The 25,330-nt window shown below is 52.2% G+C and carries 26 protein-coding genes; 25 read left to right on the top strand and 1 reads right to left on the bottom strand.

Annotated features, from left to right (window positions below):
• The first annotated feature begins 215 nt into the window (after window positions 1-215).
• The 8 genes from rnmV to spoVG all read left to right on the top strand — a co-directional run bounded on the left by rnmV (window position 216) and on the right by spoVG (window position 5,242).
• Window positions 216-770 carry a ribonuclease M5 gene (rnmV, locus tag V5G20_RS00645; RefSeq protein WP_003390216.1) on the top strand — a complete coding sequence of 185 codons (555 nt, stop codon included), beginning with the start codon at window positions 216-218 and terminating at the stop codon, window positions 768-770.
• Window positions 770-1,663 carry a 16S rRNA (adenine(1518)-N(6)/adenine(1519)-N(6))-dimethyltransferase RsmA gene (gene rsmA / locus V5G20_RS00640; RefSeq protein ID WP_003390217.1) on the top strand — a complete coding sequence of 298 codons (894 nt, stop codon included), beginning with the start codon at window positions 770-772 and terminating at the stop codon, window positions 1,661-1,663. Before rnmV ends, rsmA begins: the two co-directional genes overlap by 1 nt.
• 213 nt (window positions 1,664-1,876) lie before the next feature.
• Window positions 1,877-2,149: a biofilm formation stimulator Veg gene (gene veg / locus V5G20_RS00635; protein WP_003390218.1), complete on the top strand. Its 273-nt coding sequence runs from the start codon at window positions 1,877-1,879 to the stop codon at window positions 2,147-2,149.
• A gap of 76 nt (window positions 2,150-2,225) precedes the next feature.
• The gene (locus tag V5G20_RS00630) at window positions 2,226-2,417 is read left to right on the top strand and encodes a small, acid-soluble spore protein, alpha/beta type (RefSeq protein WP_003390219.1); all 192 of its coding nucleotides are present in this window, start codon (window positions 2,226-2,228) and stop codon (window positions 2,415-2,417) included.
• 184 nt (window positions 2,418-2,601) lie between these two features.
• Window positions 2,602-3,513 carry a 4-(cytidine 5'-diphospho)-2-C-methyl-D-erythritol kinase gene (gene ispE, locus V5G20_RS00625; RefSeq protein ID WP_024983380.1) on the top strand — a complete coding sequence of 304 codons (912 nt, stop codon included), beginning with the start codon at window positions 2,602-2,604 and terminating at the stop codon, window positions 3,511-3,513.
• Between the two features lie 25 nt (window positions 3,514-3,538).
• On the top strand, window positions 3,539-4,360 hold the full coding sequence (purR, locus tag V5G20_RS00620) for a pur operon repressor (protein WP_003390221.1): 822 nt from the start codon (window positions 3,539-3,541) through the stop codon (window positions 4,358-4,360).
• A 16-nt stretch (window positions 4,361-4,376) separates the two neighbouring features.
• The gene (locus V5G20_RS00615) at window positions 4,377-4,760 is read left to right on the top strand and encodes a RidA family protein (RefSeq protein ID WP_003390223.1); all 384 of its coding nucleotides are present in this window, start codon (window positions 4,377-4,379) and stop codon (window positions 4,758-4,760) included.
• Between the two features lie 194 nt (window positions 4,761-4,954).
• Window positions 4,955-5,242, top strand: a complete 288-nt coding sequence (gene spoVG, locus V5G20_RS00610; RefSeq protein WP_003390224.1) for a septation regulator SpoVG — start codon at window positions 4,955-4,957, stop codon at window positions 5,240-5,242.
• Between the two features lie 44 nt (window positions 5,243-5,286).
• On the opposite strand, the gene V5G20_RS00605 is transcribed toward spoVG, so the two are convergent.
• Window positions 5,287-6,309 carry a GTP-binding protein gene (locus V5G20_RS00605; RefSeq protein WP_338462969.1) on the bottom strand — a complete coding sequence of 341 codons (1,023 nt, stop codon included), beginning with the start codon at window positions 6,307-6,309 and terminating at the stop codon, window positions 5,287-5,289.
• 197 nt (window positions 6,310-6,506) lie between these two features.
• Between V5G20_RS00605 and glmU the strand changes: the two genes are divergently transcribed.
• From glmU to V5G20_RS00520, 17 genes are all read left to right on the top strand, one after another.
• A complete protein-coding gene (gene glmU, locus V5G20_RS00600) occupies window positions 6,507-7,889 on the top strand; it encodes a bifunctional UDP-N-acetylglucosamine diphosphorylase/glucosamine-1-phosphate N-acetyltransferase GlmU (RefSeq protein WP_024983378.1) in 1,383 nt (460 codons plus the stop codon).
• Between the two features lie 23 nt (window positions 7,890-7,912).
• On the top strand, window positions 7,913-8,863 hold the full coding sequence (locus V5G20_RS00595) for a ribose-phosphate diphosphokinase (RefSeq protein ID WP_003390228.1): 951 nt from the start codon (window positions 7,913-7,915) through the stop codon (window positions 8,861-8,863).
• A 109-nt stretch (window positions 8,864-8,972) separates the two neighbouring features.
• Complete coding sequence (locus tag V5G20_RS00590; RefSeq protein WP_024983377.1) at window positions 8,973-9,599, top strand: 50S ribosomal protein L25; 627 nt, start codon at window positions 8,973-8,975, stop codon at window positions 9,597-9,599.
• Between the two features lie 471 nt (window positions 9,600-10,070).
• A complete protein-coding gene (gene pth, locus V5G20_RS00585; protein WP_003390231.1) occupies window positions 10,071-10,646 on the top strand; it encodes an aminoacyl-tRNA hydrolase in 576 nt (191 codons plus the stop codon).
• Window positions 10,647-10,747: 101 nt separating this feature from the next.
• The gene (locus V5G20_RS00580; protein ID WP_003390232.1) at window positions 10,748-10,978 is read left to right on the top strand and encodes an anti-sigma-F factor Fin; all 231 of its coding nucleotides are present in this window, start codon (window positions 10,748-10,750) and stop codon (window positions 10,976-10,978) included.
• 200 nt (window positions 10,979-11,178) lie between these two features.
• Window positions 11,179-14,727 (top strand): transcription-repair coupling factor, encoded by a 3,549-nt coding sequence (mfd, locus tag V5G20_RS00575; RefSeq protein WP_039070468.1) that lies wholly within the window; start codon window positions 11,179-11,181, stop codon window positions 14,725-14,727.
• Between the two features lie 34 nt (window positions 14,728-14,761).
• Window positions 14,762-15,835 carry a peptidylprolyl isomerase gene (locus V5G20_RS00570; RefSeq protein WP_338462963.1) on the top strand — a complete coding sequence of 358 codons (1,074 nt, stop codon included), beginning with the start codon at window positions 14,762-14,764 and terminating at the stop codon, window positions 15,833-15,835.
• A 228-nt stretch (window positions 15,836-16,063) separates the two neighbouring features.
• Complete coding sequence (gene spoVT / locus V5G20_RS00565; protein WP_003390235.1) at window positions 16,064-16,606, top strand: stage V sporulation protein T; 543 nt, start codon at window positions 16,064-16,066, stop codon at window positions 16,604-16,606.
• 188 nt (window positions 16,607-16,794) lie between these two features.
• The gene (locus V5G20_RS00560; protein WP_003390236.1) at window positions 16,795-18,429 is read left to right on the top strand and encodes a putative polysaccharide biosynthesis protein; all 1,635 of its coding nucleotides are present in this window, start codon (window positions 16,795-16,797) and stop codon (window positions 18,427-18,429) included.
• 31 nt (window positions 18,430-18,460) lie between these two features.
• Window positions 18,461-19,942 (top strand): nucleoside triphosphate pyrophosphohydrolase, encoded by a 1,482-nt coding sequence (gene mazG / locus V5G20_RS00555; protein ID WP_338463447.1) that lies wholly within the window; start codon window positions 18,461-18,463, stop codon window positions 19,940-19,942.
• Between the two features lie 2 nt (window positions 19,943-19,944).
• On the top strand, window positions 19,945-20,238 hold the full coding sequence (locus V5G20_RS00550; protein WP_003390239.1) for an RNA-binding S4 domain-containing protein: 294 nt from the start codon (window positions 19,945-19,947) through the stop codon (window positions 20,236-20,238).
• A 147-nt stretch (window positions 20,239-20,385) separates the two neighbouring features.
• On the top strand, window positions 20,386-21,060 hold the full coding sequence (locus V5G20_RS00545; RefSeq protein WP_003390240.1) for a tetratricopeptide repeat protein: 675 nt from the start codon (window positions 20,386-20,388) through the stop codon (window positions 21,058-21,060).
• 264 nt (window positions 21,061-21,324) lie between these two features.
• Complete coding sequence (locus V5G20_RS00540) at window positions 21,325-23,388, top strand: copper amine oxidase N-terminal domain-containing protein (protein ID WP_024983370.1); 2,064 nt, start codon at window positions 21,325-21,327, stop codon at window positions 23,386-23,388.
• Between the two features lie 222 nt (window positions 23,389-23,610).
• On the top strand, window positions 23,611-23,895 hold the full coding sequence (gene yabP, locus V5G20_RS00535; RefSeq protein ID WP_003390242.1) for a sporulation protein YabP: 285 nt from the start codon (window positions 23,611-23,613) through the stop codon (window positions 23,893-23,895).
• Complete coding sequence (yabQ, locus tag V5G20_RS00530; protein WP_338462957.1) at window positions 23,892-24,461, top strand: spore cortex biosynthesis protein YabQ; 570 nt, start codon at window positions 23,892-23,894, stop codon at window positions 24,459-24,461. The genes yabP and yabQ overlap by 4 nt, the downstream gene beginning before the upstream one ends.
• Window positions 24,462-24,481: 20 nt before the next feature.
• Complete coding sequence (locus tag V5G20_RS00525) at window positions 24,482-24,793, top strand: FtsB family cell division protein (protein WP_024983369.1); 312 nt, start codon at window positions 24,482-24,484, stop codon at window positions 24,791-24,793.
• Between the two features lie 42 nt (window positions 24,794-24,835).
• Window positions 24,836-25,201, top strand: a complete 366-nt coding sequence (locus V5G20_RS00520) for a S1 RNA-binding domain-containing protein (protein WP_003390245.1) — start codon at window positions 24,836-24,838, stop codon at window positions 25,199-25,201.
• Window positions 25,202-25,330: the final 129 nt, after the last annotated feature.

The following is a 25,330-nucleotide window of genomic DNA, read 5'->3' as shown; positions in this document are numbered from 1 at the left end:
CGCAGATAGCAAAAAGCTTCGTTGAAAGCTTTCGCAGCCGAGTTTCCTAATCCGGCGGGGTTGTGTTAAGCTGAGTTATTAAGTAAGACGAAAGCGAGCCGAAAATGTTTCACCCAAAAACGAAGGAATTCCTGTTTTTTTGGCGCAAACTATAACTGTTTTGACTATCCTCAAAACCGTCGTTTTCGACATTTTATGAAAGCGGGAGCATCGACATGAAGATCAAGGAAGTCATCGTCGTAGAGGGACGAGACGATACAGCTGCCATCAAGCGGGCAGTCAACGCAGATACGATCGAAACAGGCGGATCTGCCATCAATCAAAAAACGATCGAAAAGATTCGCCTTGCTCAATCCAAGCGCGGCGTTATTATCTTTACCGACCCTGATTACCAGGGAGAGCGGATTCGCAAAATCATCAGCAAGGCAGTACCCGGCTGCAAGCATGCCTTTATCACGCAAGCGGACGGAACAAAGAAAGACGATATCGGCGTGGAAAATGCGTCGGTAGAGACGATTATCCGCGCGCTGAGCGACGTCCGGACCGAGATGGCGGAAAGTGCAGGAGAAATCACTGCCGATGACATGCTGGCCTACAGACTTACCTCAGGGGCTGACTCCAAGGAACGGCGTATCAAGCTGGGGGAAAGCCTCGGTATCGGCTACGCCAATGCCAAACAGATGCTCTCCCGCCTCAATGCGTTTCAGATAAGCCGTGAGGAATTTCTCAAAGCGATAGAAGCACTAGATCAGGAGGAGGGGAAGTCGTGATGCACGCCTCAGGGAAAGATATCGCAACACCGACCAGAACGAAAGAGGTTCTGGAGAAATACGGCTTCTCTTTTAAAAAGAGTTTGGGACAAAACTTTCTGATCGACACGAATATCCTCCATAACATCGTGGAAGCGGCCGATCTGGACAGCTCGAAGGCTGCCATCGAAATCGGCCCCGGTATCGGTGCGCTGACCGAGCAGTTGGGGAGAGCCGCAGGGCATGTCCTCGCCATCGAGATCGACCAGCGGCTGTTGCCGATCCTTGAGGATACGCTGGCCCCCTATGACAACATAGAGGTCGTACATGGTGATGTGCTGGAGCTGGACCTTGCTGCTCTCGTGCGGGACAAGCTAAGCGGGTATGAAAAGGTGAGCGTAGTAGCCAATCTGCCCTACTATGTGACCACGGCGATATTGATGAAGCTTTTGGAGAGCCGATTGCCGCTGGAGAACATCGTTGTCATGATTCAAAAGGAAGTGGCTGAGCGGATAGCGGCAAAGCCGGGGAGCAAGGATTACGGCTCGCTGAGCGTAGCTGCTCAGTTTTACGCGGAGACGGAAGTGGCGATGATCGTTCCGGCCAGCGTTTTTATTCCTCGACCCAATGTTGATTCGGCAGTGATCAAACTGAAAATCCGGGACCGTCCTCCCGTGGAGGTAGACGATGAGAATTTCTTCTTCCGGGTCGTTCGGGCATGTTTTGCCCAGCGCCGTAAAACGCTGCTGAACAATTTAATGAGCGGGCTGTTTGATAAACAGCGAAAAGACGAAGTGATACAGATGCTAAGCGACCTTGAGATCGAACCGAGCCGCCGAGGCGAAACTTTGTCGATCGATGAATATGCAAGCCTGGCAAACGAGATTATTCGACGTCAATTGCTGGGTAAATAACAAGCGAAAAATCCCCTGCTATTTGCGACAAATCAGCAAAAGCAGGGGATTTTTGGTGTTATATTGGGAATGTAGGAAAAATCGACAAATATCAACGCATTTATCGAAAAAAAGGCCGTTGACAAAAACTCGGCCGGATTGCTATAATTTTTTATTTCTTTGACAAAATAAGCGTATGCTGTTATAATGGGATCAAGCGAGGTGGATGGAACAATGGCAAGAAACGCGTTACTTGACATTAAGCGCAGTTTAGACGGGCACATTGGCGAACGCATCCTACTAAAAGCCAATGGCGGTCGACGCAAGACCGTCGAGCGGACGGGCATCCTCGAAGAAACATACCCATCAGTATTCGTAGTAAAGCTCGATGACGACCAATTGTTCGAACGAGTTTCATACAGCTATGCTGACATCTTGACGGAAACCGTTGAGTTGACTGTCTGCAGAGAGAACGAGCACATTCGCATTACTTTTGTTCAACAATAGAGCCATTTTCGGCTCTATTGTTTTTTTTGTTCTCCGCCGTACATACTAAGCCTGTCAACGAGAAAGGGAGGGTGTTATGGGTCGCAGACGAGGCATTATGTCTGATGAGTTCAAGCTGGAGCTGGCCAAGGAACTGGGGTTTTACGATACAGTGAAAACCGAGGGATGGGGCGGCATCACTACGCGTGACGCCGGAAATCTGGTGAAACGCGCCATTCAGATTGCCGAAGAAGCGCTAGCGAAGCAAAATACCACAGACACTCGTTGACAGGGAAGGCCGGGGAGACCCGGCTTTTCTTTTGTGCCAAACTCTTGACCCGATAAAGACTATTTTCTGCCGGACTGTATTTGGTGCGAATAGTATGGTTATTTTCCCCTCTACTGGCAAGGCAGAATACCCCTGTGCTACAATAAGAGACTAGGAAAACAGATCGTAGGCAGAGGTGAACAACGTGCGTATCTCGGTCAAAGCGCCCGCCAAAATTAATCTTACTCTTGATGTACTGGCCAAACGCCCTGACGGCTATCACGAAGTGGAAATGGTGATGACGACAGTAGACTTGGCGGACCGGGTTGATCTGACCTTGCGCGATGACGGGCGCATTTCACTTGATTGTTCGGCAAGCTTTGTACCGGATGACATTCGCAACCACGCTTACAAGGCGGCGCTGTTGCTGAAGGAACGCTATCAGGTGCCCTATGGGGTGCATTTGTACATAGATAAACAAATTCCCGTCGCTGCCGGGCTGGCAGGAGGAAGCAGCGATGCTGCGGCAACGCTCAGAGGGCTAAACCTTCTTTGGAATTTGGGGCTTAGCCTGGACGAGCTTGCAGAGGTGGGAGCGGAGATCGGCTCAGACGTACCGTTTTGCGTCTATGGCGGGACGGCAGTGGCCCGTGGACGCGGAGAGCAGATTACCCATCTGGCGCCGCCTCCCCCGTGCTGGGTCATCCTGGCGAAGCCGCCGATCGGCGTTTCCACGGCAGATGTGTACGGCAATTTGCGCGTGAAGGGGATTGAGCGCCATCCCTCCACGGAAAACATGCTGCGTGCGATACAGGAGCAGAATTTCTCCCTGATGTGCCGCACCCTGGGCAATGTGCTGGAAGAAGTGACGTTGAATATGCACCCGCAGGTACGGCAGATCAAGGACCTGATGGAGGCTTCGGGAGCGGACGGAGTCTTGATGTCGGGCAGCGGCCCTACCGTTTTCGCCCTTGTCCAAAAGGAAGCAAAAGTGCATCGCATCTACAATGCCTTGCGTGGATTTGTAAAAGATGTGTTTGTGGCCCGTATGTTAGGTGTCCCTGAAAGGGGAAATGCTTGCACAAACACGTATGGAAATGATACATTAGCACCATAATATTCGGTTTTTTGGAGGAAGAAACATGAAGAAATTGCGCAGAAGTGCCCGTCTTGTCGATATGACGCAGCACTTGCTTGCCGAGCCCCACAAGCTGATTCCGCTTACCGTGTTCGCCGAGCAGTACGGGGCTGCGAAATCGTCTATCAGTGAGGACCTGTCGATCATTAAAGAAGCGTTTGAAAGCCAGGGTGTAGGCGTATTGACAACAGTGGCGGGAGCGGCCGGCGGAGTCAAGTACATTCCCAAGGTCAAGACGGACGATGCGCTTGCCTTCATGAACAATTTAATCGGCCACTTGGGCAATCCGGAACGTCTCTTGCCCGGCGGATACTTGTACATGTCAGATATATTGGGCGACCCCGCGACCATGTCGAAAATCGGCAAGCTGTTCGCTTCCGCTTTTGCGGACAAGAACGTCGAGCTGGTCATGACCGTCGAGACCAAGGGGATTCCACTCGCGTATGCGACGGCCGTCTATTTGAATGTACCGGTTGTCATCGTCCGGAGAGACAACAAGGTGACCGAGGGTTCGGTTGTGAGCATCAATTATGTATCCGGTTCCAGCAAGCGGATACAAACCATGTCGCTGGCTCGCCGCGCCTTGCCTGAGCAGTCCCGCGTTTTGATCGTGGACGACTTTATGAAGGCGGGAGGAACGGTTCGCGGCATGATCGATCTTTTGCAGGAGTTCCGGGCTACAGTGGTCGGCTGCGGTGTCCTTGTGGAAACGGCAGACGTATCCGAGAGACTCGTAGATGAATACGTCTCTCTGGCAAAGCTTCAGGAAGTAGACATCAAAGGCAAGCAGATCGAACTGGAATTGGGCAGTTATTTTCAAAAATAGAGAGGAGTAGAAGGGCATGGCAATCTCTTTTGTTTCGACAAATCAGGCTCCGGCAGCGATCGGGCCGTACAGCCAGGCGGTAAAGGCAGGTTCCTTCCTGTTTGCTTCCGGCCAGATTCCGCTTCGTCCGGACGGTACCTTGGTGGAAGGCGACATCGTGGAGCAGACTCACCAGGTTTTTGCCAACATCAAAGGCGTTTTGGCTGAGGCGGGATTGACGCTTTCCGATGTAGTGAAGGCAACGGTGTTCATCAAAGATATGAACGAATTCGGACGCCTGAATGAAGTGTATGGCGAATATTTTGGGGATCACAAGCCAGCCCGCTCTACAGTAGAAGTCGCAAGGCTCCCGCGCGACGTACAGGTGGAAATCGAAGTGATTGCGTACCTGGGAGAATAACGGACAGACAAGACAAAAATAGCTACGACAGCCCGACACAACTCGCGTGTCGGGCTTGTTTTTTGCTAGTAATTGGAGTATGCTGGATAAAATTATAGTTTTTTTTGCAAAATTTCGGTAAACGTAGCAGGAATATTTACCCAGTGCGTGGAAATACTCCTAAACGCTTTTTATAGATAAAGGGAGTGAACTTGATGGAAGTAACAGACGTCAGACTTCGCCGCGTGAATACGGATGGTCGCATGAAAGCCATTGCATCTATTACCATCGACCATGAATTCGTGGTTCATGATATCCGTGTAATTGACGGAAACAATGGCATGTTCGTAGCTATGCCGAGCAAGCGTACCCCAGACGGGGAATTCCGCGATATCGCTCATCCGATTTCCTCGGCGACACGCGAAAAGATCCAAGCTGCTGTACTGAGTGAGTACGAGCGTGTAGGTCAGGAAGAAGAGAGCACCATCGAAGCAGGCGCGTAACTAATGAAAAACAGGCACCCCGTCCTATGACAGGGTGCCTTGTTTTATTCATAACAAGCTTCTAGATCCCGGATGATTTTTTCCTTGTCCAATCCTTCGCCGATAAAGACCGCTACCATTTTGGGGCCAAAATTTTCAAAGGGGAACAAATGGACCTGATTATCGGTATGCTGAAACGAGATCAGCTCAGCCCGCCCTTTAAACAGCACGTAGCCTTTTGCCCGGTACACATTTTTCGGCAGGTCCCAGAGAAAATCTTCAAATTTTTCTGGATCTACAGGATAGGTAAAATGGTAGGAAAATGTTTCGATGCTGTTGTACAAAGAAGGTTCGGAAGCAGAAAGTCCTAGCGATTGCTTGACCTTTTCAATTGCAGACATTTTGCCTATGCTTTTTTGCACAAAAGGACCTCTCGTCCGGTCGTCGGCCCGTTCGGAAGCGACCTTCTCGGCGATTCTCTTTACCTGCAGCAATTGATCCAGGTCCATATCGCCCTGTATGGTGACGTGAATGGGAGCGTATGGGTTTAGCTCGACCAACTTCGCTTTTACCTTTTCCAGAGCGTCCGGTTCGACCAGATCGCTTTTATTTAATAGAAGCAAGTCGGCGTATTTCACCTGATTGCGGATTGTTTTTACGAGCGAGCTTTTCGATTGGAAGCGGGAGTTCAGGTCCCGGAAGCGGGAAGCGTCCACGACGCTGACAATGCCCTTCAGCTCCATCCTGTCGTAAAGCTCGGGGTGCGTCAGGGCATCGACGACATCTACGGGATCAGCGACCCCGGTAGTTTCGATCAGGATATGGTCGGGGTTGATCGTGGAGAGAATTTCCTGCAGCCCTTCTGTCAGCTCGCCTTGAATGGAGCAGCAGATGCAGCCGTCCAGCAGCTTTTTTACGGGAAAGCCGTAGCCTTGCAGTTGTTCCCCGTCGATATCTTCTTCGCCCATTTCGTTCATCAGCACGACGACCTGTCCGTCTTGCTTGCGCAGATAGGCTAGCAGCTTTTGCAGCAGCGTCGTTTTTCCGCTGCCAAGATAGCCCGTCAAGATGTACACGCCGGCACTCATCGCATCCATCCTCCTTTGCCTTGCGTTCATTTGTCATCTTTTCCCTTTCCATCATAAGATAGGTGCAAACAGGCGTCAAACGTGGCAAAAGCGAGTCGTTGATTTGTTACGAAAATAGAATACTGCGCCTATTATCTTGAAATCCTTATATGATTTAAGATATAGTCATTGTGGAACTTCTACGCTGGAGGGTTGACATGTCTAAGATCCATGCCGTGGTATTGGCGGCAGGCCAAGGAACACGGATGAAATCGAAGCTGTACAAGGTTCTGCACCCTGTTTGCGGAAAGCCGATGGTCCAGCATGTAGTGGATACACTGGCTTCCATGAGGGTGGAGGATGTCGTTGTCGTCGTTGGTCACGGTGCCGACACCGTTCAGGCCACTTTAGGCGAGCGTGTCGCATACGCATTGCAAAAAGAACAGTTGGGAACGGCACATGCTGTGCAGCAAGCAGCGTCGTTTTTACAGGCGAAAGAAGGAACTACGTTTATTTTGTACGGAGACGTACCTCTGTTGTCAGAGGAAACGTTGACCGCTCTTTTGCATTTCCATGAAGACCAGAAGGCAGCCGCAACGGTATTGACCGCTGTCCTTCCGGATCCAACCGGTTACGGGCGTATTGTCCGCAACGATTCCGGAGAAGTGATGGAAATCGTTGAACACAAGGATGCGTCTGACGAGGTTCGGGCAATCAAAGAGATTAATACGGGAATATACTGTTTTGACAACCAAAAATTATGGAATGCGCTGGCCCAGGTGAAAAATGATAACGTGCAAGGAGAATACTATGTGACAGATTGCATTGGTATTCTGCGCCAAGCCGGCGAGAAGGTTGTTGCCTTCGAAGCCGCAGACCCCGATGAGACAATGGGCGTCAACGACCGGGCACAGCTTTCGGAAGCGGAAGCATACATGCGCAAGCGAATCGCTGTTCGGCACATGAAAAACGGCGTTTCTATCATTGATCCTCTGTCCACGTACATCGAGGCGGATGTGACAATCGGTTCCGATACGATTCTCCAGCCTGGTACGTATCTTCGCAGAGGGACAACCATCGGCAGCGATTGCGTCATTGGCCCGCAAGCTGACCTGAGCAATACCAAAGTGGCTGACGGGGTTACCATTTCATACTCGGTGCTGGTAGACGCAAAAGTGGATGAGCAGGCTACAGTCGGCCCGTTTGCTTATGTACGGCCGGGAACAGAAATTGGTCCCCAGACGAAAATCGGCGATTTTGTCGAATTGAAAAACGCAAAAATCGGCAAAGGAACGAAAATCCCCCATCTCAGCTATGTAGGCGACGCGGAAATTGGCGAAGGTGTCAACATTGGCTGCGGCACGATCACGGTAAACTATGACGGTGCTGTCAAACACAAGACTGTCGTGCAGGACGGTTCCTTTATCGGATGCAATACCAATCTTGTGGCGCCGGTGACCGTGGGCAAAAACGCATACGTGGCAGCGGGCTCGACGATCAATCAGGATGTGCCGGACGACGCCCTGGCGATTGCCCGCGAGCGTCAGGTGAACAAACCAGGATACGCGAACAAACTGCCGCGAAAAAGCAAAAAGGAATAACAACGGGAGGTTCTTGAAAGATAATGGCTAATTACCGCGACCCCAAACTGAAGGTCTTTACGTGTAATGCAAATCGGGAGCTGGCAAGAGAGATTGCCGAGCATATTGGCGTTCCTCTGGGCAATTCGGAGGCGATTCGCTTCAGTGATGGCGAGTGTCAAATCAAATTGAACGAAAGTGTTCGGGGTTGTGATGTATTCGTCATTCAGCCGACATCTGCTCCTGTAAACGAGCACCTGATGGAGCTTTTGGTTATGGTGGATGCCTTGAAACGCGCTTCGGCAAAGAGCATCAACGTGGTTATTCCTTACTACGGCTACGCTCGCCAAGATCGCAAAGCGCGCGCCCGCGATCCGATTACTGCCAAGCTGGTAGCCAATCTGATCGAAACAGCCGGTGCTCACCGCGTCATCACGATGGATTTGCACGCGACCCAGATCCAGGGATTCTTTGATATTCCGGTTGATCATTTGCTGGGTGTACCCATTTTGGGCAAGTATTTTTCCGAGAAGGGGCTGAAGGACATTGTTGTCGTCTCCCCTGACCACGGCGGTGTCACGCGCGCCCGCAGACTCGCAGAGCGTCTGGAGGCTCCGATCGCGATTATTGACAAGCGCCGCCCGGAACCAAACGTCGCGGAAGTTATGAACATTGTCGGTAACATTGAAGGCAAAACGGCGATCATCATCGATGACATCATCGATACGGCCGGTACGATTACACTGGCGGCAAGTGCCTTGATCGAGGCGGGTGCAAAAGATGTTTACGCATGCTGCACGCATCCGGTCTTGTCCGGCCCGGCTATCGAACGCATTGCCAACTCCAAAATCAGCGAGCTGGTCGTAACCAATTCGATTCCGTTGACCCAGGATCGAATGATTGACAAAATCAAGGTCCTGTCGGTTGCGCCTATCATTGGGGAAGCGATTATCCGCGTTCACGAAGAACTTTCCGTAAGCAAGCTGTTTGACTAGAAGCCTGACGTGATCTAGGCGTTGAACACTGCATGGGGATGGAAAAGACCTCCACTGGACAAGCTAGAAGGAAGAAACTTCTAATCTAGCTGCCAGAGGAGGTTTTTTTGTGGAAGCAATTCAGGCGATGATCCGTCGCAAGGGAGAGACCGCGAAGACGAACAATGAATTGCGGCGAAAGGGATGGATTCCTGCGGTGATCTACGGTTCGGAAACCCCCAACCTGTCGATTCAGGTAGAAGGACGTGTCCTCGACCAAGCCCTTCGCCAGCAGACGACAAACAAACCGTTTACACTGGTCATAAACGGAAACAAGCATACCGTGATGGTTTACGAGCTGCAGCGCCATCCTGTGATGGGAAACATCCTGCACGCCGACTTCAAGCAAATCAATATGAATGAAAAGGTGCATACGAGCGTACCGATTCTGATGACGGGAGATCCCGAGCTGGGCGTCGCTACCCTGGTGCGCCACAGCGTGGAGGTATCCTGCCTCCCCGGCGACATCCCCGAATCGTTCACAGTCAATGTCGACGGACTGCAGATCGGAGATGTCGTCCTCGTAAAAGACCTGGATATTCCTGCGACAGTCGATCTGGCATTGGACGAGATGGAAGTCGTCATCAGTGTCCTGCCTGTGAAAGCAAAATCAGATGAATCGATCGACGCCGAGCAGGCTGCCGAAGCGGTCTCTGAGGATGCCAAGGCCCAGACCGAGGAAGCGAAGAAAGTATAGAACAACGAATAATGAAAAATTACCGGTGAACAATGAACAAAGAAAACAAGCCTTCGACCCGCTTGTGCAGTGGGATTGAAGGTTTGTTTTCTTTTCCTATCCTTCTATTTCTCCTTTGAATTTGCTAATAAAGCTCCGGTAAAAGGAATAGCCGTAGAGATGAAAAAGGGAGAAAAAAGCGAGGGTCTTTGGGACACCTCCCAGGCTTTCTTTTCCAAGCGGAACCGTTTTTCGCGTCCAACTCTGAGAAACATCCCCGAACAGGCTGCTTTTGGACGCGGTTCCGCTTGGGAAAGAAAGCCGGACAGGCCGACCCCATGCACGTGTCCCACCGAACCCGAGCATTTTTCTCCCTTTTTCATCTCCTCCCCCCAAAGTCCCGGCCAAAGCGCAAATGAAAAGGCACCCCCGTTCCTTTTGTTCCGCCCTATGATTTAGTACAATGAAGAGAAGAACGAGGAGGGAACAAGCGTGAAAGTGATCGTCGGACTGGGCAACCCCGGCAAAAAATATGAAGATACAAGACATAATGCCGGTTTCATCGCCATAGATAAGATTAATGACAAATGGGGCATTCCCGTCGTGCAAAACAAGTTCCGCGCACTCATCGGCGAGGGACGGATCGAAGGGGAAAAGGTGCTCCTGGTAAAGCCGCAGACGTACATGAATCTCTCCGGCGAATCCATCGCGGAAATCTTGAAATTTTACAAGCTCACTCCGGAAGATGTCGTCGTTATTTACGACGATCTGGACCTGCCGCCCGGACAACTCCGCTTGCGGGAAAAAGGCAGCGCCGGCGGCCACAACGGAATCAAATCGTTGATTTTGCATATGGGTACACAAGAGTTTAAACGAATCAAAATCGGCATCGGTCGTCCGGAGCCGGGACGGAGCGTCAGCGATTATGTCCTTCATCCGTTTTCTACGGCAGAGCGCCCCTTGATCGATGAAGCTGCAGATCTGGCTGCTGCGGCAGCGGCGATGTGGACAAAAGAACCGTTTGTAAAAGTGATGAACCAGTACAACGTCTCCAAAAAACAAGGGTAGGCAAGGCTTTTCTCGCCTGTTCTACAAGAGTTGACACGTTAGTATGTTTCTCCACTCCCCCGGTCATACTAAGCCTAGGAATGACTGGGGGGTATGCGTGAATGAGCATTCGTTACGAGTGCCGCTGCTGTGGAGCGAGGATTGCGGAATTTGACGAAACCAGAGTGACGGAAGAACAACTGGGGTTGAACTCCTTGACCGCAGAAGAGCGTGCTCTTATAATATCCAAAGAACTAGGGGGAGACACGGTTGTGAGCATCACGTGCGGGTATTGCCGCGACGCGCTGCAATTAAACCCGGAGCTATCACTTGTTGGCAACCCGCTTCAATAAAGGGGAAACGCTTTCGAAGGCTTGCAAATACAAGGCCTTGGCTTGATGAGCTAAGGCTTCTTTTCGCATGGTCGACTGGTGGCGGCATGGTCAGCATCTGATCTGCCTCGCCGACCGCCCGCAAAAGGAAAATCCAATGCACTGCCGATTTTGGCGAAACCAGATTTTCGACACAGAAAAACCTGAGAGGGGACTAGTGAATGCAAGTCATCATTAACCCGATGAAACAGGACGCCAATGTCGGGACAATCGTCGCTGGTCTGGAAAGAGGGCTGCACGAGCAGCTCGTTTCCGGACTGGCTGGCTCTGCGCGACAAGCGCTAATGGTCGCCTTGAAGCAAATGAGCGACCGTCCCGTCTGCGTCATTACCCATAACATGTTTCAGGCGCAAAAGGTGTACGAGGATTTGATCGAGCTCGTTCCTCCAGATGACGTCTTGCTCTACCCTGGAAACGAGTTGATCGGATCGGAGCTGGCGATCGCGAGTCCCGATATCCTGGCACAGCGCATTCATGTATGCAACCGTTTGGCCAAAGGCTTTACGGGTTTTTTGGTTGCGCCGTTTGCCGGTTTGCGCCGTCTTGCTGTTCCGCCTCATGTCTGGAAGGAAGCGCAAATCGAACTGAACGTAGGAGAAGAATTGGACATTGACGCCTTTTTGCTCCGATGCATCGAGCTCGGATATGAGCGAGTGGACATGGTGGAGAGAAAAGGCGAGTTAAGCGTGCGCGGCGGAATTATCGACCTGTACCCGATCGATTCGGAATGGCCGGTGAGAATCGAGCTGTTTGATGTGGACATCGATTCGATCCGTACCTTTGATATGGCTACACAGCGCTCGCTGGAATCGATCCAATCCTATACCATCGGCCCGGCGAAAGAAATGATCGCCTCCACAGCACTGCTGCAGGAATCGGCTGTCCGCCTGGAGCAGAAGCTGGGAGAGACTGTCGCCAAGCTGAAGGATGGGGCTGCAAAAGAAAAAGTGGTGGAATACATCGGCGGAGACGTTGAGCGCCTGAAGCAGGGACAGCGCTTTGCCCATCTGTACTCGTACATCTCCGTTATTTATCCGGCGAACGATACGCTGCTTTCCTACATGCCGTCCGACACGCTGTTGATCGTGGACGAACCGTCGCGTGTGCTGGATACAGCTGCACAACTGCAAAAGGAAGAAGGAGAGTGGCTGACTGGCCGAATTGCCGAAGGGGAGTTCATGGCGAATTTGACCTTGTCCCGTTCGTATGACGAGACCGTCGCCTCCAAGAAGCGCCAAATTGTGTATCTGTCGCTGTTTCTGCGTCAGTCCCCCAAGACCCAGCCGCAAAACATCGTCAACCTGACCTGCCGCACCATGCAAAATTTCCATGGGCAAATGAATGTTCTGAAAACAGAGCTGACCCGTTGGAAAAAGTCGCAGGACCAGATCGTGTTCGTGGCTGCCGATCTGGAGCGGGCAAAGCGGCTGGAGCGTGTGCTGCACGATTACGAGATGGAAGCCGATCTGCTGACGGATGAGGTGGAAACCGTTCCGCCGGGCAGGCCGACCATTATTTTGGGGAATCTGCAAACGGGCTTTGAGCTTCCGTTAAACAAGCTGGTCGTCATCACGGAGGGCGAGGTCTTTACTGCCAAGCAGCGGAAAGCGCGCAAGGTGCAAAAGGCGATCACCAACGCGGAGCGGATCAAAAACTACCTGGAGCTGAAACCGGGAGACTACGTCGTTCATGTCAATCACGGGATCGGAAAGTATTTAGGGATAGAAACGAAAGAAATACTCGGAATTCATAAAGATTACCTTCATATTCAATACGCGGGCGGCGACAGTCTGTTTGTTCCGATCGAGCAGATTGACCATGTTCAAAAATACGTCGCCAGCGAGGAAAGCCAGCCGAAGATTTACAGCCTGGGCGGCAGCGAATGGAAGCGCGTCAAAACAAAGGTACAGTCATCCGTAAAAGACATCGCCGAGGATTTGATCAAGTTGTATGCCGCGCGCGAAGCAGCGGTCGGCCATGCCTTTTCCCGCGATACTGCGGAACAGCGCGAGTTTGAAGCAATGTTTCCGTACCAGGAGACGCCTGACCAGCTTCGGGCCATTGCCGAGGTCAAGTCCGACATGGAGAAAAGGCGTCCGATGGATCGTCTGGTCTGTGGAGACGTCGGCTACGGAAAGACAGAGGTGGCCATTCGTGCAGCCTTCAAGGCAGTCATGGACGGCAAGCAGGTCGCCGTGCTGGTTCCTACAACGATCCTCGCTCAGCAGCATTACGAAACCTTCCGCGAACGCTTTGCCGACTACCCGATACGGGTGGAGGTATTGAGCCGGTTCCGTTCCCGCAAGGAACAAAACGCGACGATGAAAGGGCTGAAGGAAGGTACGGTCGATGTCGTCATCGGGACGCATCGCCTCTTGTCCAAGGACATTCAGTTCCGCGAGCTGGGCATGCTGATCGTCGACGAGGAACAGCGTTTTGGGGTCAGCCACAAAGAAAAGCTGAAGCAGATGAAGACCAATGTCGATGTTCTGACATTGACGGCCACACCGATCCCGCGGACTTTGCACATGTCGATGCTCGGTGTGCGCGACTTGTCTGTCATCGAAACACCTCCGGAAAATCGCTTTCCGGTACAGACCTATGTCATGGAGTACAGCCCGGCGCTTGTTCGGGAAGCGATCGAGCGGGAAATGGCCCGGGGCGGACAAGTATTTTTCCTCTACAATCAGGTCCAGGGGATCGAGCAGATGGCCGAGCAAATTTCCATGCTGGTTCCCGATGCGCGTATCGCGGTAGCTCACGGACAGATGAACGAAAGCGAGCTGGAAACGGTCATCCTCGACTTTTTGGAAGGCAACTACGATGTGCTGGTAAGTACGACGATTATTGAAACAGGGGTGGACATCCCCAATGTGAACACGCTGATTATTCACAATGCGGACAAGATGGGTCTGTCCCAGTTGTACCAGCTTCGCGGACGTGTCGGACGTTCCAACCGGATCGCCTACGCGTACTTCACCTACCAGCGGGATAAGGTGCTGACAGAGGTGGCGGAAAAGCGTCTGCAGGCCATCAAGGAATTTACCGAATTGGGCTCCGGTTTCAAAATTGCCATGCGCGACCTGTCCATTCGCGGTGCGGGGAATCTGCTCGGGGCCGAGCAGCATGGCTTTATCAACTCTGTCGGGTTTGACCTGTACAGTCAGATGCTGAAAGACGCAATCGATGAGCTGAAAGGGGAAGTGAAGCAGGAAGCGGCTTCTCCGGTGGAGATCAACCTGCAAATCGATGCCTATCTCCCGTCCATGTACATTACCGACAGCCGGCAAAAAATCGAGATGTACAAAAAATTTGTCGCCGTATCGTCACTGGAGGATGTGGATGATTTGGCGGAAGAACTGTTGGACCGTTTTGGACCGTTAACCAAGCCGGTTGAGAACCTGCTCACCATCTCCCGGCTGCGGGTATATGCCCTGGAGCATCGGATTACCGAGATCAGCCAGAAAAATCCGGACGAGATCAAACTGGTCTTTCACCCAAGCCAGAACAACAACATCGACGGCGGTGCGTTGTTCGCTCTTGCCAGCAATTGGAGCAGACGGGTAGGCTTGTCGGGTGGACAACAGATCACCATAACTGTTAAAGTAAAGGGGTTACGAGAAGACGAGGGCATACAGCTCGTCGAAAAGCTGCTCCGACAATTTCATTTGGTGCGTAAAGACACCAATACGGAAAGACCCGTTTCCTGATGGTGACGGGCTTCCTTGAGAAGGGAGAACCAAAATGAAACGATCTGTTGCTTTATTGTCATCAGCGGTACTGGCTGTATCTCTGTTGACCGGGTGTGGCTCAGCAGCGGAAAAGGATTCCGCAGCGAAGCCGGCTGATCAAACACAGCAACCTGCGAACAACGGTGAACAGGCATCCCAGTCTGATGATGTGCTCGACCAGTTTAAAAAACTGACGCTGCCATATTCGGTTGATCCCAAAACCGCTATTGTGGAGTATCAGGGTGGAGAGTTGACTGCGCAAGAATTCGAGACGTTCCTGCGTGTGATCAATTTCTTGAACCCGATGCAAGGGGCTATGATCGAAAGCGCCGATCAGGAGTCGCTGAAAATCTTTGCCCGTGAGTATACGGCTACGAAGATTCTCGCTTCCCGGGCAGATGCGGCGATAGAAAAAGAGTCTCAAGAGCTTGCGGAAAAGACCTTTGAAAATCTCAAAGGACAGTACTTGGGATTGCTCGGCAAAGACGAGTCCAAGTTTGCCAAGCTGATGGAAAAAGAAGCAATCGACAAGGACACAGTCGTCAAGCAAATGGCATTGATTAACAATTCCATGGCCGTGCTGAGAAAAGGCATTGATGACGCCAAGCTGAAGAAGGAATACGAAGGCTTGGACAAAGAATCCATTACCGTTGCCTCCGTCCGTCACATTCTGGTTTCCTTTGAAAAGCACAACAACAACCAGGAGGAAGCCTTGAAAGTGGCCAACGACCTCTTGGCCCGCCTGAAAAAGGGTGAGGACTTTGCGAAGCTGGCGAAGGAAAACACGGACGACCCAGGCAGCCAGGAAACCGGCGGTCTGTACGAAAACGCCGATGTAAGCCAGTGGGTGCCGGAGTTCAAAGAAGCGGCACTGAAGCTGCCGCTCAACCAGATCAGTGACCCGGTCAAGACTTCTTACGGCTACCACATCATGAAAGTGGAAAGGCGCAAGGAAAGAACATTCGAGGAAATGAAGCCTGAGCTGCAGAATAAAATGCTGGAGCAGGAGTACGACAAATTTAACAAAGAAGAGCTGGACAAGCTGATTACGAAGTACAATATTCCACAGCCAAAACCAGCGTCTTAATCGGCAAAACAGGGGACCCCAGGGTTCCCTGTTTTTTCGTTTTCTCGCATATATTTGAAGTCCGGGTGAATACTATAGTCACTCGCTACCGCCCGGGGGAGAGTACAGAAACAAGCTGGAAAATGTTGCAGCCGATGGTCCGTAGTTAAAATGAGAATCTGAGGAAAAAATACAGCTAACCACCAACTTAGTCACAACCCACTTCTCAGGAAAGCGAGGCAACATGACATGAAAGCAACTGGTATTGTTCGTCGAATTGACGACCTCGGTCGGGTCGTGATACCAAAGGAAATTCGCCGTACACTGCGCATTCGTGAAGGTGATCCGCTTGAGATTTTCGTGGATCGCGACGGGGAAGTCATCCTGAAAAAGTACTCCCCGATCGGCGAGCTGGGTGATTTCGCCAAGGAATATGCGGACTCTCTGTATGAGAGCTTGAACCATACCGTGCTGATTTCCGATCGCGACAGCGTCATTGCTGTATCGGGTGCATCCAAGAAGGAGTACATGGAGAAAGCAATTGGCAGCATTGTGGAGAAATGCCTGGAGGAAAGAAAAACGCGCCTGGAGAAAAACGCGGGTACTTACGAAATCTGTCGCGATTACAGCGAGAACTACGGTTCCTTCGTGGTTTCCCCGATCGTAGCTGGCGGCGACCCGATCGGGTCGGTCATTCTCCTCACCAAAAGCGAGACGACGAAAATGGGCGATCTGGAAACAAAAATGGCAGAAACCGCAGCAGGTTTCCTGGCCAAGCAAATGGAGCAATAGCCTGACCCAAACAGCCTCGATGCGGGGCTGTTTTTTCTATGCGCGTGCGGGTGTTTTCAGCACCGAGAATGAGGGTTCATACAGGCCTGATCCCGCAAAGGGCCCGGGTGCATGGCGATTTTTTTGTGGAGAGATGGTTGTGGTATAATGTACGCAGTTTGTGTTTGGAGAGGGGAACGTTCACACACATGGCTCAAGAAAAGGCATCCGTACAATTTGTGAAAGGCGCCGCGATTTTGGGAGCGGCTGGTCTCGTCTCCAAGCTGCTGGGTGCGGTGTACCGGATTCCGTACCAAAACATTGCCGGGGACATCGGCTTGTATGTGTATATGCAGGTGTACCCGTTATATACGACCTTGTTGATTTTAGCTACTGCGGGCTTTCCGATTGCCATTTCCAAAATAGTCTCCGAGCGCATCGCTGTCGGTGATGCGGCGGGAGCGCGCAAGGCGTTTCGCGTAGCCAGTATCACACTGGTGATTCTCGGTCTGTTTTTCTTTGCGTTGCTATACGGGGGAGCGGGTCTGATCGCGCGGTTCATGGGTGATGAGCATTTGACACAACCGCTGCGGGCCGTAGCCTGGTCGCTTCCGCTCGTACCGATGGTAGCTATTTTGCGCGGTTATTTTCAAGGACATCAAAACATGATGCCAACCGGCGTGTCCCAAGTGATGGAGCAGCTGGTCCGGGTCATCTTTATCCTGATCGCGGCATTCTGGGCGATGAATGCATACCAGGACGCGTATCTGGCCGGAACAGGCGCTGTATTTGCGGCGTTTCCCGGAGCGGTTACAGCCGTTCTCGTTCTGCTGTGGTACTGGAAAAAGGACAAGCAGACGGGACCGTTATCCGTGGCCGGTGAGGATCAGTCCAGCCGATCAGGCTGGTCCAACCGTCAGGTGATTCGGAGCTTGCTCTATTACGCTTTGCCGATTTGCCTGGGGGCATTGGTGCTTCCGCTGGTTCCCCTGGTCGATTCGCTGACCGTCGTCAATATGCTGCAGTGGAGCGGCATGCATGAAGATGGGGCCAAGCTTTTAAAAGGGGCATTCGACCGCAGCCAGCCGCTGATTCAATTCGGAACGTTTTTTGCCACCTCGCTGTCGCTCGCGCTTGTCCCGGCGATCAGTGAAGCTGTCGCCCAGCGGCAGCAGCGGGTCATTGCGGGAAGGTCGGAAGTCGCCATCCGCCTGACTTTTTTGCTCGGTCTGCCGGCGTCCTTCGGTCTGGCACTGCTGGCCGAACCGATCAACGTCATGCTGTACGGTGACGATAAAGGCACCCAGGCCCTGGCGATTCAATCCTTTACGATCCTGTTTGCTACCTTGAGCATTGCCAGCGCGGGCATCCTGCAAGGGCTCGGGCGAGTCATGAGACCGGCCCGCAACCTGTTTATCGGCGTGATGGTCAAGCTGGTCCTCAACCTGGCATTGGTGCCGCTTTGGGGCATCTCCGGAGCCGCTGCCGCGACCGTGCTGGCGTATTTCGTTGCGATGGGACTGAATGTGCTGGCTGTGCGGAAATATACCGGAGCCCGGATCGGACTTAAGCGGATCGCGTGGAGACCGTTTTTATCGGTCTTGGCGATGGCCGTTGTCGTGCTAGTCGTGGAGTGGGGAATGCTGTTCCTGCTGGAGGGCGTTGTCGGATCCAATCGGATACTCCATACAATTGTCGGCCTGGTTGCCGTAGCGGCGGGCGGTGCAGTCTATCTCGTCGCTTTGCTCAAAACAGGCGGTCTGACGCAGGCCGACATCCGCTTCTTGCCAAAGGGTGAGCGCATCGCCTCTTTGCTCGTTCGTCTCAAGCTTTTGCGCAAATAGTTCACTTGAAAGAAGGAGGCTACGCGCCTTGATGAATCCAAAAGGTACGATTACCGTTGTTGGCCTCGGCGCAGGCGATCTCGACCAGCTGCCGTACGGCCTGTATCGCACGCTTAAAGAAGCCGGCCACTTGTATGTACGGACCAGTGAGCACCCTGTTTTAGCGGAGCTGGCGGGAGAGGTTGCGTACACCGCATTTGACGATATATACGAGCGGCACGGCAGCTTTGACCGGGTATATGCAGAGATTGCCGAAACACTGCTGGCCAAAGCGGTCGAGGAAAAAGAGGTCGTGTATGCGGTTCCCGGGCATCCGCTGGTCGCGGAGCGTACGGTTCAACTGCTGCTGCAAGAGGGGCCTGGCCGCGGCGTTCAAATCGAGGTTGGGGGCGGACAGAGCTTTCTGGACCCGCTGTTCGCCCGGCTGCGCATCGATCCGATCGAGGGATTCGCCCTGCTGGATGGTACGGCTCTGCAAGTCGGTCAGGTGCACCCCGGCCTACATACGATCATTGCACAGGTGTACGATAAGCTGGTTGCCTCCGAGGTCAAGCTTACGCTGATGGAGGTGCTGCCGGACGAGTATCCGGTGACGGTAGCGACGGCTGTAGGCGTCAAAGACATGGAGCGGATCGATACGGTGCCGCTGTACGAGCTCGACCGGCTCGATCACTTCGGCAATTTGACGCTGGTCTACGTACCGCAGGCCAAGGATGAAGCCGTATTGTACCGGCAATTCTCTTTCCTCAAGGACATTGTCGCCACGCTGCGCAGTCCAGAGGGCTGCCCCTGGGATCGGGAGCAGACCCACCAAAGTATCCGCAAGAATTTGATCGAGGAGACTTACGAGGTCTTGGAAACGATTGACGATGAAGACCCGGACGCCATGTGCGAGGAGCTGGGCGACCTTTTGATGCAAATCATGCTCCATTCGCAGATGGCTGCCGAAGAGGGGTATTTCACGGTAGATGACGTCGTGGCCGGCCTAAACCAGAAGCTGATTCGCCGCCATCCGCACGTCTTTGGCGACAAGAGCGCCGATGATGCCGGAGAGGCGTTGGCCAACTGGCAGGAAATCAAGGCACAGGAAAAAGCGGCAAAAGGGATCGATCCGGACCGACAGTCCAAGCTGGCCGGCATCCCCCGTGATTTGCCTGCTCTGATGTACGCCTACAAGCTGCAGAAGAAAGCAGCTCAGGTCGGCTTTGATTGGGACGATGTCGCCGATGTGTACAAAAAGATCGAAGAGGAATATCAGGAGCTGCGGACAGCGCCGGAAGAAGAGCGCGCCGGTGAACTGGGCGATCTGTTGTTTGCGGTCGTCAATCTGGCCCGTTTCCTCGGGCTTGATCCGGAAGAAGCGCTGGCCCTGACCAACCGGAAATTTACCAGCCGTTTTGCCTACATCGAGAAAAAGCTGCAAGAAGCGGGACGCAGCTTCGACGACACCAGCCTCGAAGAGATGGATAAGTGGTGGGAGGAAGCAAAACGCATGGGACGAGGGGAGAAATAGAAATGAGACTGGACAAATACCTCAAGGTATCGAGATTGATCAAACGGCGGACACTGGCTAAAGACGTGTGCGACCAGGGGCGTGTGGAGATCAATGACCGCCCGGCCAAGGCATCCAGCTCGGTAAAAATCGGCGACAAGCTGGCTATCCGCTTCGGACAGAAGATCGTGGTGGTAAAGGTGGAAGACATCAAGGAAAATCCGCGGAAGGAAGAGGCGGCTACGCTCTACTCCGTAATCGGCGAAGTACCGGTGCCGCGTGACGAAAAAGAAGAAAACGAATATTTGAAGGGATAGCGGGCCAAAGCCCGGCTCTCTTGAATCGGAAAAGAGGACACCTGGCTGAAGGTCGTCCTCTTTTTTGCCATGATTTGACAACCTATTTGCAAACTTCGTATAGTTTAGTAGATAGAAAGAGTATCTGAGACGCAAAGGAATGAGACCGTGGGAAAAGTGATGCTGTTTTCTTTGCTGTGGTGGATAACGGGAAACCCGTTCGTGGCAATTCTGATCATCCTGATCGTTCTCTATGTACTGGATATGCGCTTTGTCCGGCTTTTTCCGGATGTCACCAAGCCGTTTCGGCGGAATCGGCGCCTGGCAGCTCTCAAGCGGACGCTCCAGCTGAACCCGCATGACTCATCTGCCAAGATGGAGGCAGCTCGCCTTTTGATGGAAAAAGGGGAGTACAAAGAGGCGCTGGACTATCTGGATCAAATATCACAAGTGATGCAGGAGTCGGCGGAGTACATCAGCGAGCGGGGTGCGTGCTTGTTGAAAACAGGACGGATCGCGGAAGGGGAAGAGACTCTGCTGCAAGCTCTAAAGCTGAATCCGCGGGTAAAATACGGCGAGCCGTATTTGCGTTTGGGGGAGGCTTTTGCCAAGGAGAACCGGCCGGAAAAAGCGCTCTCCTATCTGGAAGAGCTGGCTGGCATGCACAAGTCATCGGCTGAGGTGTATTACAAGCTCGGCAAGCTCTACGAAGACCTGAAGCAAAAGGAAAAGGCAAAGCAGGCATACAGGGAAGCCGTAGACGTATACCGGGGGTTGCCCAAGTACAAGAGACGGACAGAAAGGCGCTGGGCATTGCTCTCATGGTTAAAGGGCATGGGCTAGCAGAAACGAGAGCTGATCCCACAAATGCCAGGATCACGAAAAGACTGCGAAAGTGTGCAGTCTTTTTTCTTTACTTTGGTGCTGAGGCCATGTCGCTGCCTGGCAATGGGCATATCGGGCATACTGCTTTTTTACCGAACCATGCCGCACCTTGCGGGAAGCGAACAGGAGACGCCGGTTAACAAATCGTTACCTGTTTGTAACGATTTTTCCCTAGCCTTTTCCTATGATGGAGAGAGTTGCATGGAAAAGGAGGCGTTTGTGATGCACAAAAGCGCAAAAAAAGGTCTGGCTGCGCTGATGGCAGCCACGGTATTGACAGCACCGTTAGCCATGAGCCCGATGGCGGCTTATGCACTGTCCGTGGACGATGTATCCGCCGACAATACAGATACGGATGAAGAAACCGAATATACAATTGAATTTGAAATCGAGAAGGATTTGAAAAGAGGAGACACGATTACCGTTTCATTTCCTTCGGGGTACTCGCTGAAAAAAGTGAGGGAATCCGACGTCACCCTAAAGGATGACGACAAGAGCAAGGTCGACATCGATAAGGTCGACGTAGGTTCCAGAGAAATAAAAATAACGGTCGATGAAAAAATAAAAGCGGACACCGGGCTTATTCTCTACATCGACAGGGTCGTCAACCCGTCGAAAAAAGGCGATTATGCGATCAAGGTCAAAACAAACCGGGAAAGCTACGACGACGAAGACATCACGATCGGCAAAAGCTCTTCCTCCAAGGGCAGCTCCAAGGATTTTGACGTAAGCCAGGGCAACTACGAGGAAGGCGCAACCACTTCGATCACGCTGGGTAAATTCAGCCTGTCCAAGTCGGACAAATTGAAAAAGGGCAAATACATCTACGTCGATTTTCCCGACAAGGACATGCTGCCCAAAAAGATCGACAACTCCGATGTGAAGGTAAACGGATCGAAGGCGGATGACGTACGGATTACTGACAGCGACTCGATCAGAATCGAGATTCCGAAAGGGGCAGACGGTGACGACTATATCAAGCTGGAGTTTTCCTCTTCGGCTGAAATCAGAAACCCGTCCTCCGCAGGCAGCAAGTACACGTACAAGGTTTCTTACAACGACAGGGATTATGAGTCCAAAACCTTTGAAGTAAAGGGCGGCAAGAAGAAAGCGTTTGATGTTAAGCTTTCGGACAAGGGAGTAGGAGCGCGCACCGGCTACAGCTTTGACGTCAGCCTGAACGAAAAGGTGTATGCCAATACGCTCGTTACGGTCGACTTCCCTCGAGCAGAGATGGTCCCGCCGGTCTTGTCCAACCTGAACGTGAAAGTAAACGGCTCAGAGGTCATGTCGCTCGGCGTCAACGGCAGCCGGGTATCGTTCCGTACGCCAAGCGGTTTTGGCAGCAGCAGCAAGCTGAATATCGAGTTTGGCTACGATGCTTTCCTGCGCAACCCGAATACGCCGGGCTCTTATGAGATTGTCGTGACTGTTGACGGAAGAAAATACTACTCGGAAAGCTTTGAAATCTCCGGGGCTCCGATCACCAATCCGACAAATCCTACAAATCCGACGAATCCGGTAACGCCGGTGCCAGTCGACAACAGCACAGCTACGCTGACCTTGAGCAAAACGACTCCGCAAGCGGTCACTGGCATGCAGGTGGCGATCCGATCGCTCGGCGTTCCGCTGGTCAGGAACAGGGATTTTGTCGAGATCGTCTTGCCGGTCGGTTTCCGTGTGCCGGCGTACATCGCTCCACAGACGGTAACGGTTAACGGCGTAGCGGCAGCGTTTGTCGGCGTTCGCGGGCAAAACCTGATCATCGTTCCGTCGCAGGACATCCCTGCGAGATCTGGCGTGAACATCAATCTGCTGGAGACGGCCGGAATAGCCACGCCGGCTGCAGGAGGAGTCTACAGCATTGGCGTGTATTCTTCCGAAGAGCCGGGTCTGCTGTTTGCCCGCCCGGTAAATGTCGTACCGCCGAATTCCGTGACCTTCCAGGCGAGCGTCGGTTCATTCATGAAAAACGGCAAGAAAATTGCCCTGCCGGCAGCGCCATTTGCAGTAAATGGCCACACCTTGATGCCGGCGCCGTTCTTCCGTGACGGTCTGGGTGTCTCGACCACGTATACCAATGCCACCGCCAAGATCGTGGGCAATGGCAAAACGATTCAATTCAAGGTAGGCTCCAACGTTGCGACGGTCAATGGAAAAGCCGTTACCTTGCCGGTAGCGGTGCAAGCGAGAAACAACGTGCCAGTCGTTCCGCTCCGTTTTGTGCTGGATCAGTTGCAGTACAAGATTTCCTACAACAACGGCAGCTACGCAGTATTTAAATAAAACCTCCAACATGACAGGGCCGCATCGATGCAACCGGCTCTTCATGCAGCAATACAATCATCTGGAAGGGGAGTATCCTTCGGCAGAGGCCCGGAGGATACCCCTCTTTTTTTCTTGTCCCGGGAAAGAAGCTCGACAATCGTGAAGGCTTGTTGTTCTAAAAGGACATCCCCCTCCATATTTATGGTACAAGAACGAGGTACCGTGAGGAGGGCGAAAACGATGAACGACCACGTGAAGCGGCCACGTCACGAAGTCGTAATGATCAATCGCCGAAGTTTGGCGATTTCCGGTGTGAAGAACGTCGAGAGCTTTGATAGTGAAGAGTTTCTTTTGGAAACGGAAGGCGGCTTTTTAACCATACGTGGACAGAACCTGCATATGAAGAACCTGAGCCTGGAGACCGGTGAAGTGGCGATTGAGGGCTTGGTACACGAAATGGCTTATCTGGAGCAAGGGCAGGCTACAGACCGGTCGAGAGGATTCTTCGGGAAGTTATTCAAGTGAGTATCGCGGTTCAGTTGCAAACGGTTCTGGCCATGTCGGTTTGTGGGGCTTTAATGGGGATGGGGTATGATACGTATCACGTATTCACAGGAAAGGGCAGGCTTCCGGCTTGGGTGACCTTCTTTCTCGACATTTTGTTCTGGGTAGGCAGCATGGGTGTCGTCTTTTGGGTCCTCGTCCGGGTAAATGACGGGATTGTCAGATTGCCCATCTTCATCGGCATGCTTCTCGGAGCATGGGTGTATTTTGTCATAGGCAGTAAGAAGTATGTGCAATTTCTTCACGCCGTGATAAAATTCATACGGTGGTTATATCGAACCATAGTAGCAATAATCAATACGTTAATCGTCCGCCCTGTATTGCTTTTGTATAAATTGGTTTTCATGCTGGTCACTTTTCTGCTGACAATTGTGACGACCATTTTCGGCTATGGATGGAAGATCATTCGCACGCTTACGTCTCCTTTTGCCAGATGGGGTCAGCAATTGGGGAAAAATATGCTCGGGAAATGGGCAGGGTTTCGGAGTCATTGGAAGAAATGGTTATTCGGGAAGAAGCAGAAGTAACAGCAATCGAGGTGGCAAACATGCGAACCGTATCCCCCCCTCAAGTGAATAATCGAAAGGGACAAAAGCGGAGAATCCGCCTTGTTCTCTTCTTCGTCCTCTGCCTGTTTGTTTGGGCCGGCTATACGCTTTATGTGCAAAGCGAGGATCTGGCCGGAAAGAAAGCTGAACTCGAAGCTCTCAAGCAGGAAATGAACGCCGTTCAGGCTGAGCAAGCGGAACTGACGTACAAGGCAAGCCGCCTATACGACCAGGACTACATCGCAGAGCTGGCACGAAAGCAATTCTTTTATACAAAGCCGGGCGAAAGTATATACGTGATTCCGGAGTAGACGTTCAGGGATATCTTCACCAAAGGGAGGCCTTTCACGTCCATGGGAGTCGAAGTAGGGAGCAAACTGGAAGGGAAAGTGACAGGCATCACAAAATTCGGTGCTTTCGTAGAATTGCCCGGTGGAGAAACGGGGCTTGTTCACATCAGTGAAATCGCGTCCACTTACGTAAAAGACATTAACGATCATCTCAAGCTTGGAGACAAGGTCACCGTCAAGGTGCTGAATATCCGTGACGGAAAAATCGGTCTTTCGATAAAAAAAGCGCAGGATAAAGAAAGGTCTCCCCGACATATGCGTGATCGGGCAGAAGGATTTGAAGACAAGCTCAACAGGTTTATCAAGGAAAGTGAAGACCGTCAGACAGCTCTCAGGAAGAAAAGGGACAAGAGAGGGCGGGGCCGTTGACCTGCAATAATGTCTGAGTATTGCGAGTTTTCTTATTTACAAAAATGCGCAAAATGACGAGAGAATGAGGAAGGGCATTTCAAAACGATGACGAATCTATAATGACAAGCCCGTTTCGCTAAGCGCGAA

Origin of the sequence: Brevibacillus borstelensis, assembly GCF_036700025.1 — a bacterium.
In the GTDB taxonomy this organism is placed as follows: Bacteria; Bacillota; Bacilli; order Brevibacillales; family Brevibacillaceae; genus Brevibacillus; species Brevibacillus borstelensis.
Note: the sequence above shows the minus strand (reverse complement) of the source record. Positions and strands in the feature narration are given on the sequence as shown.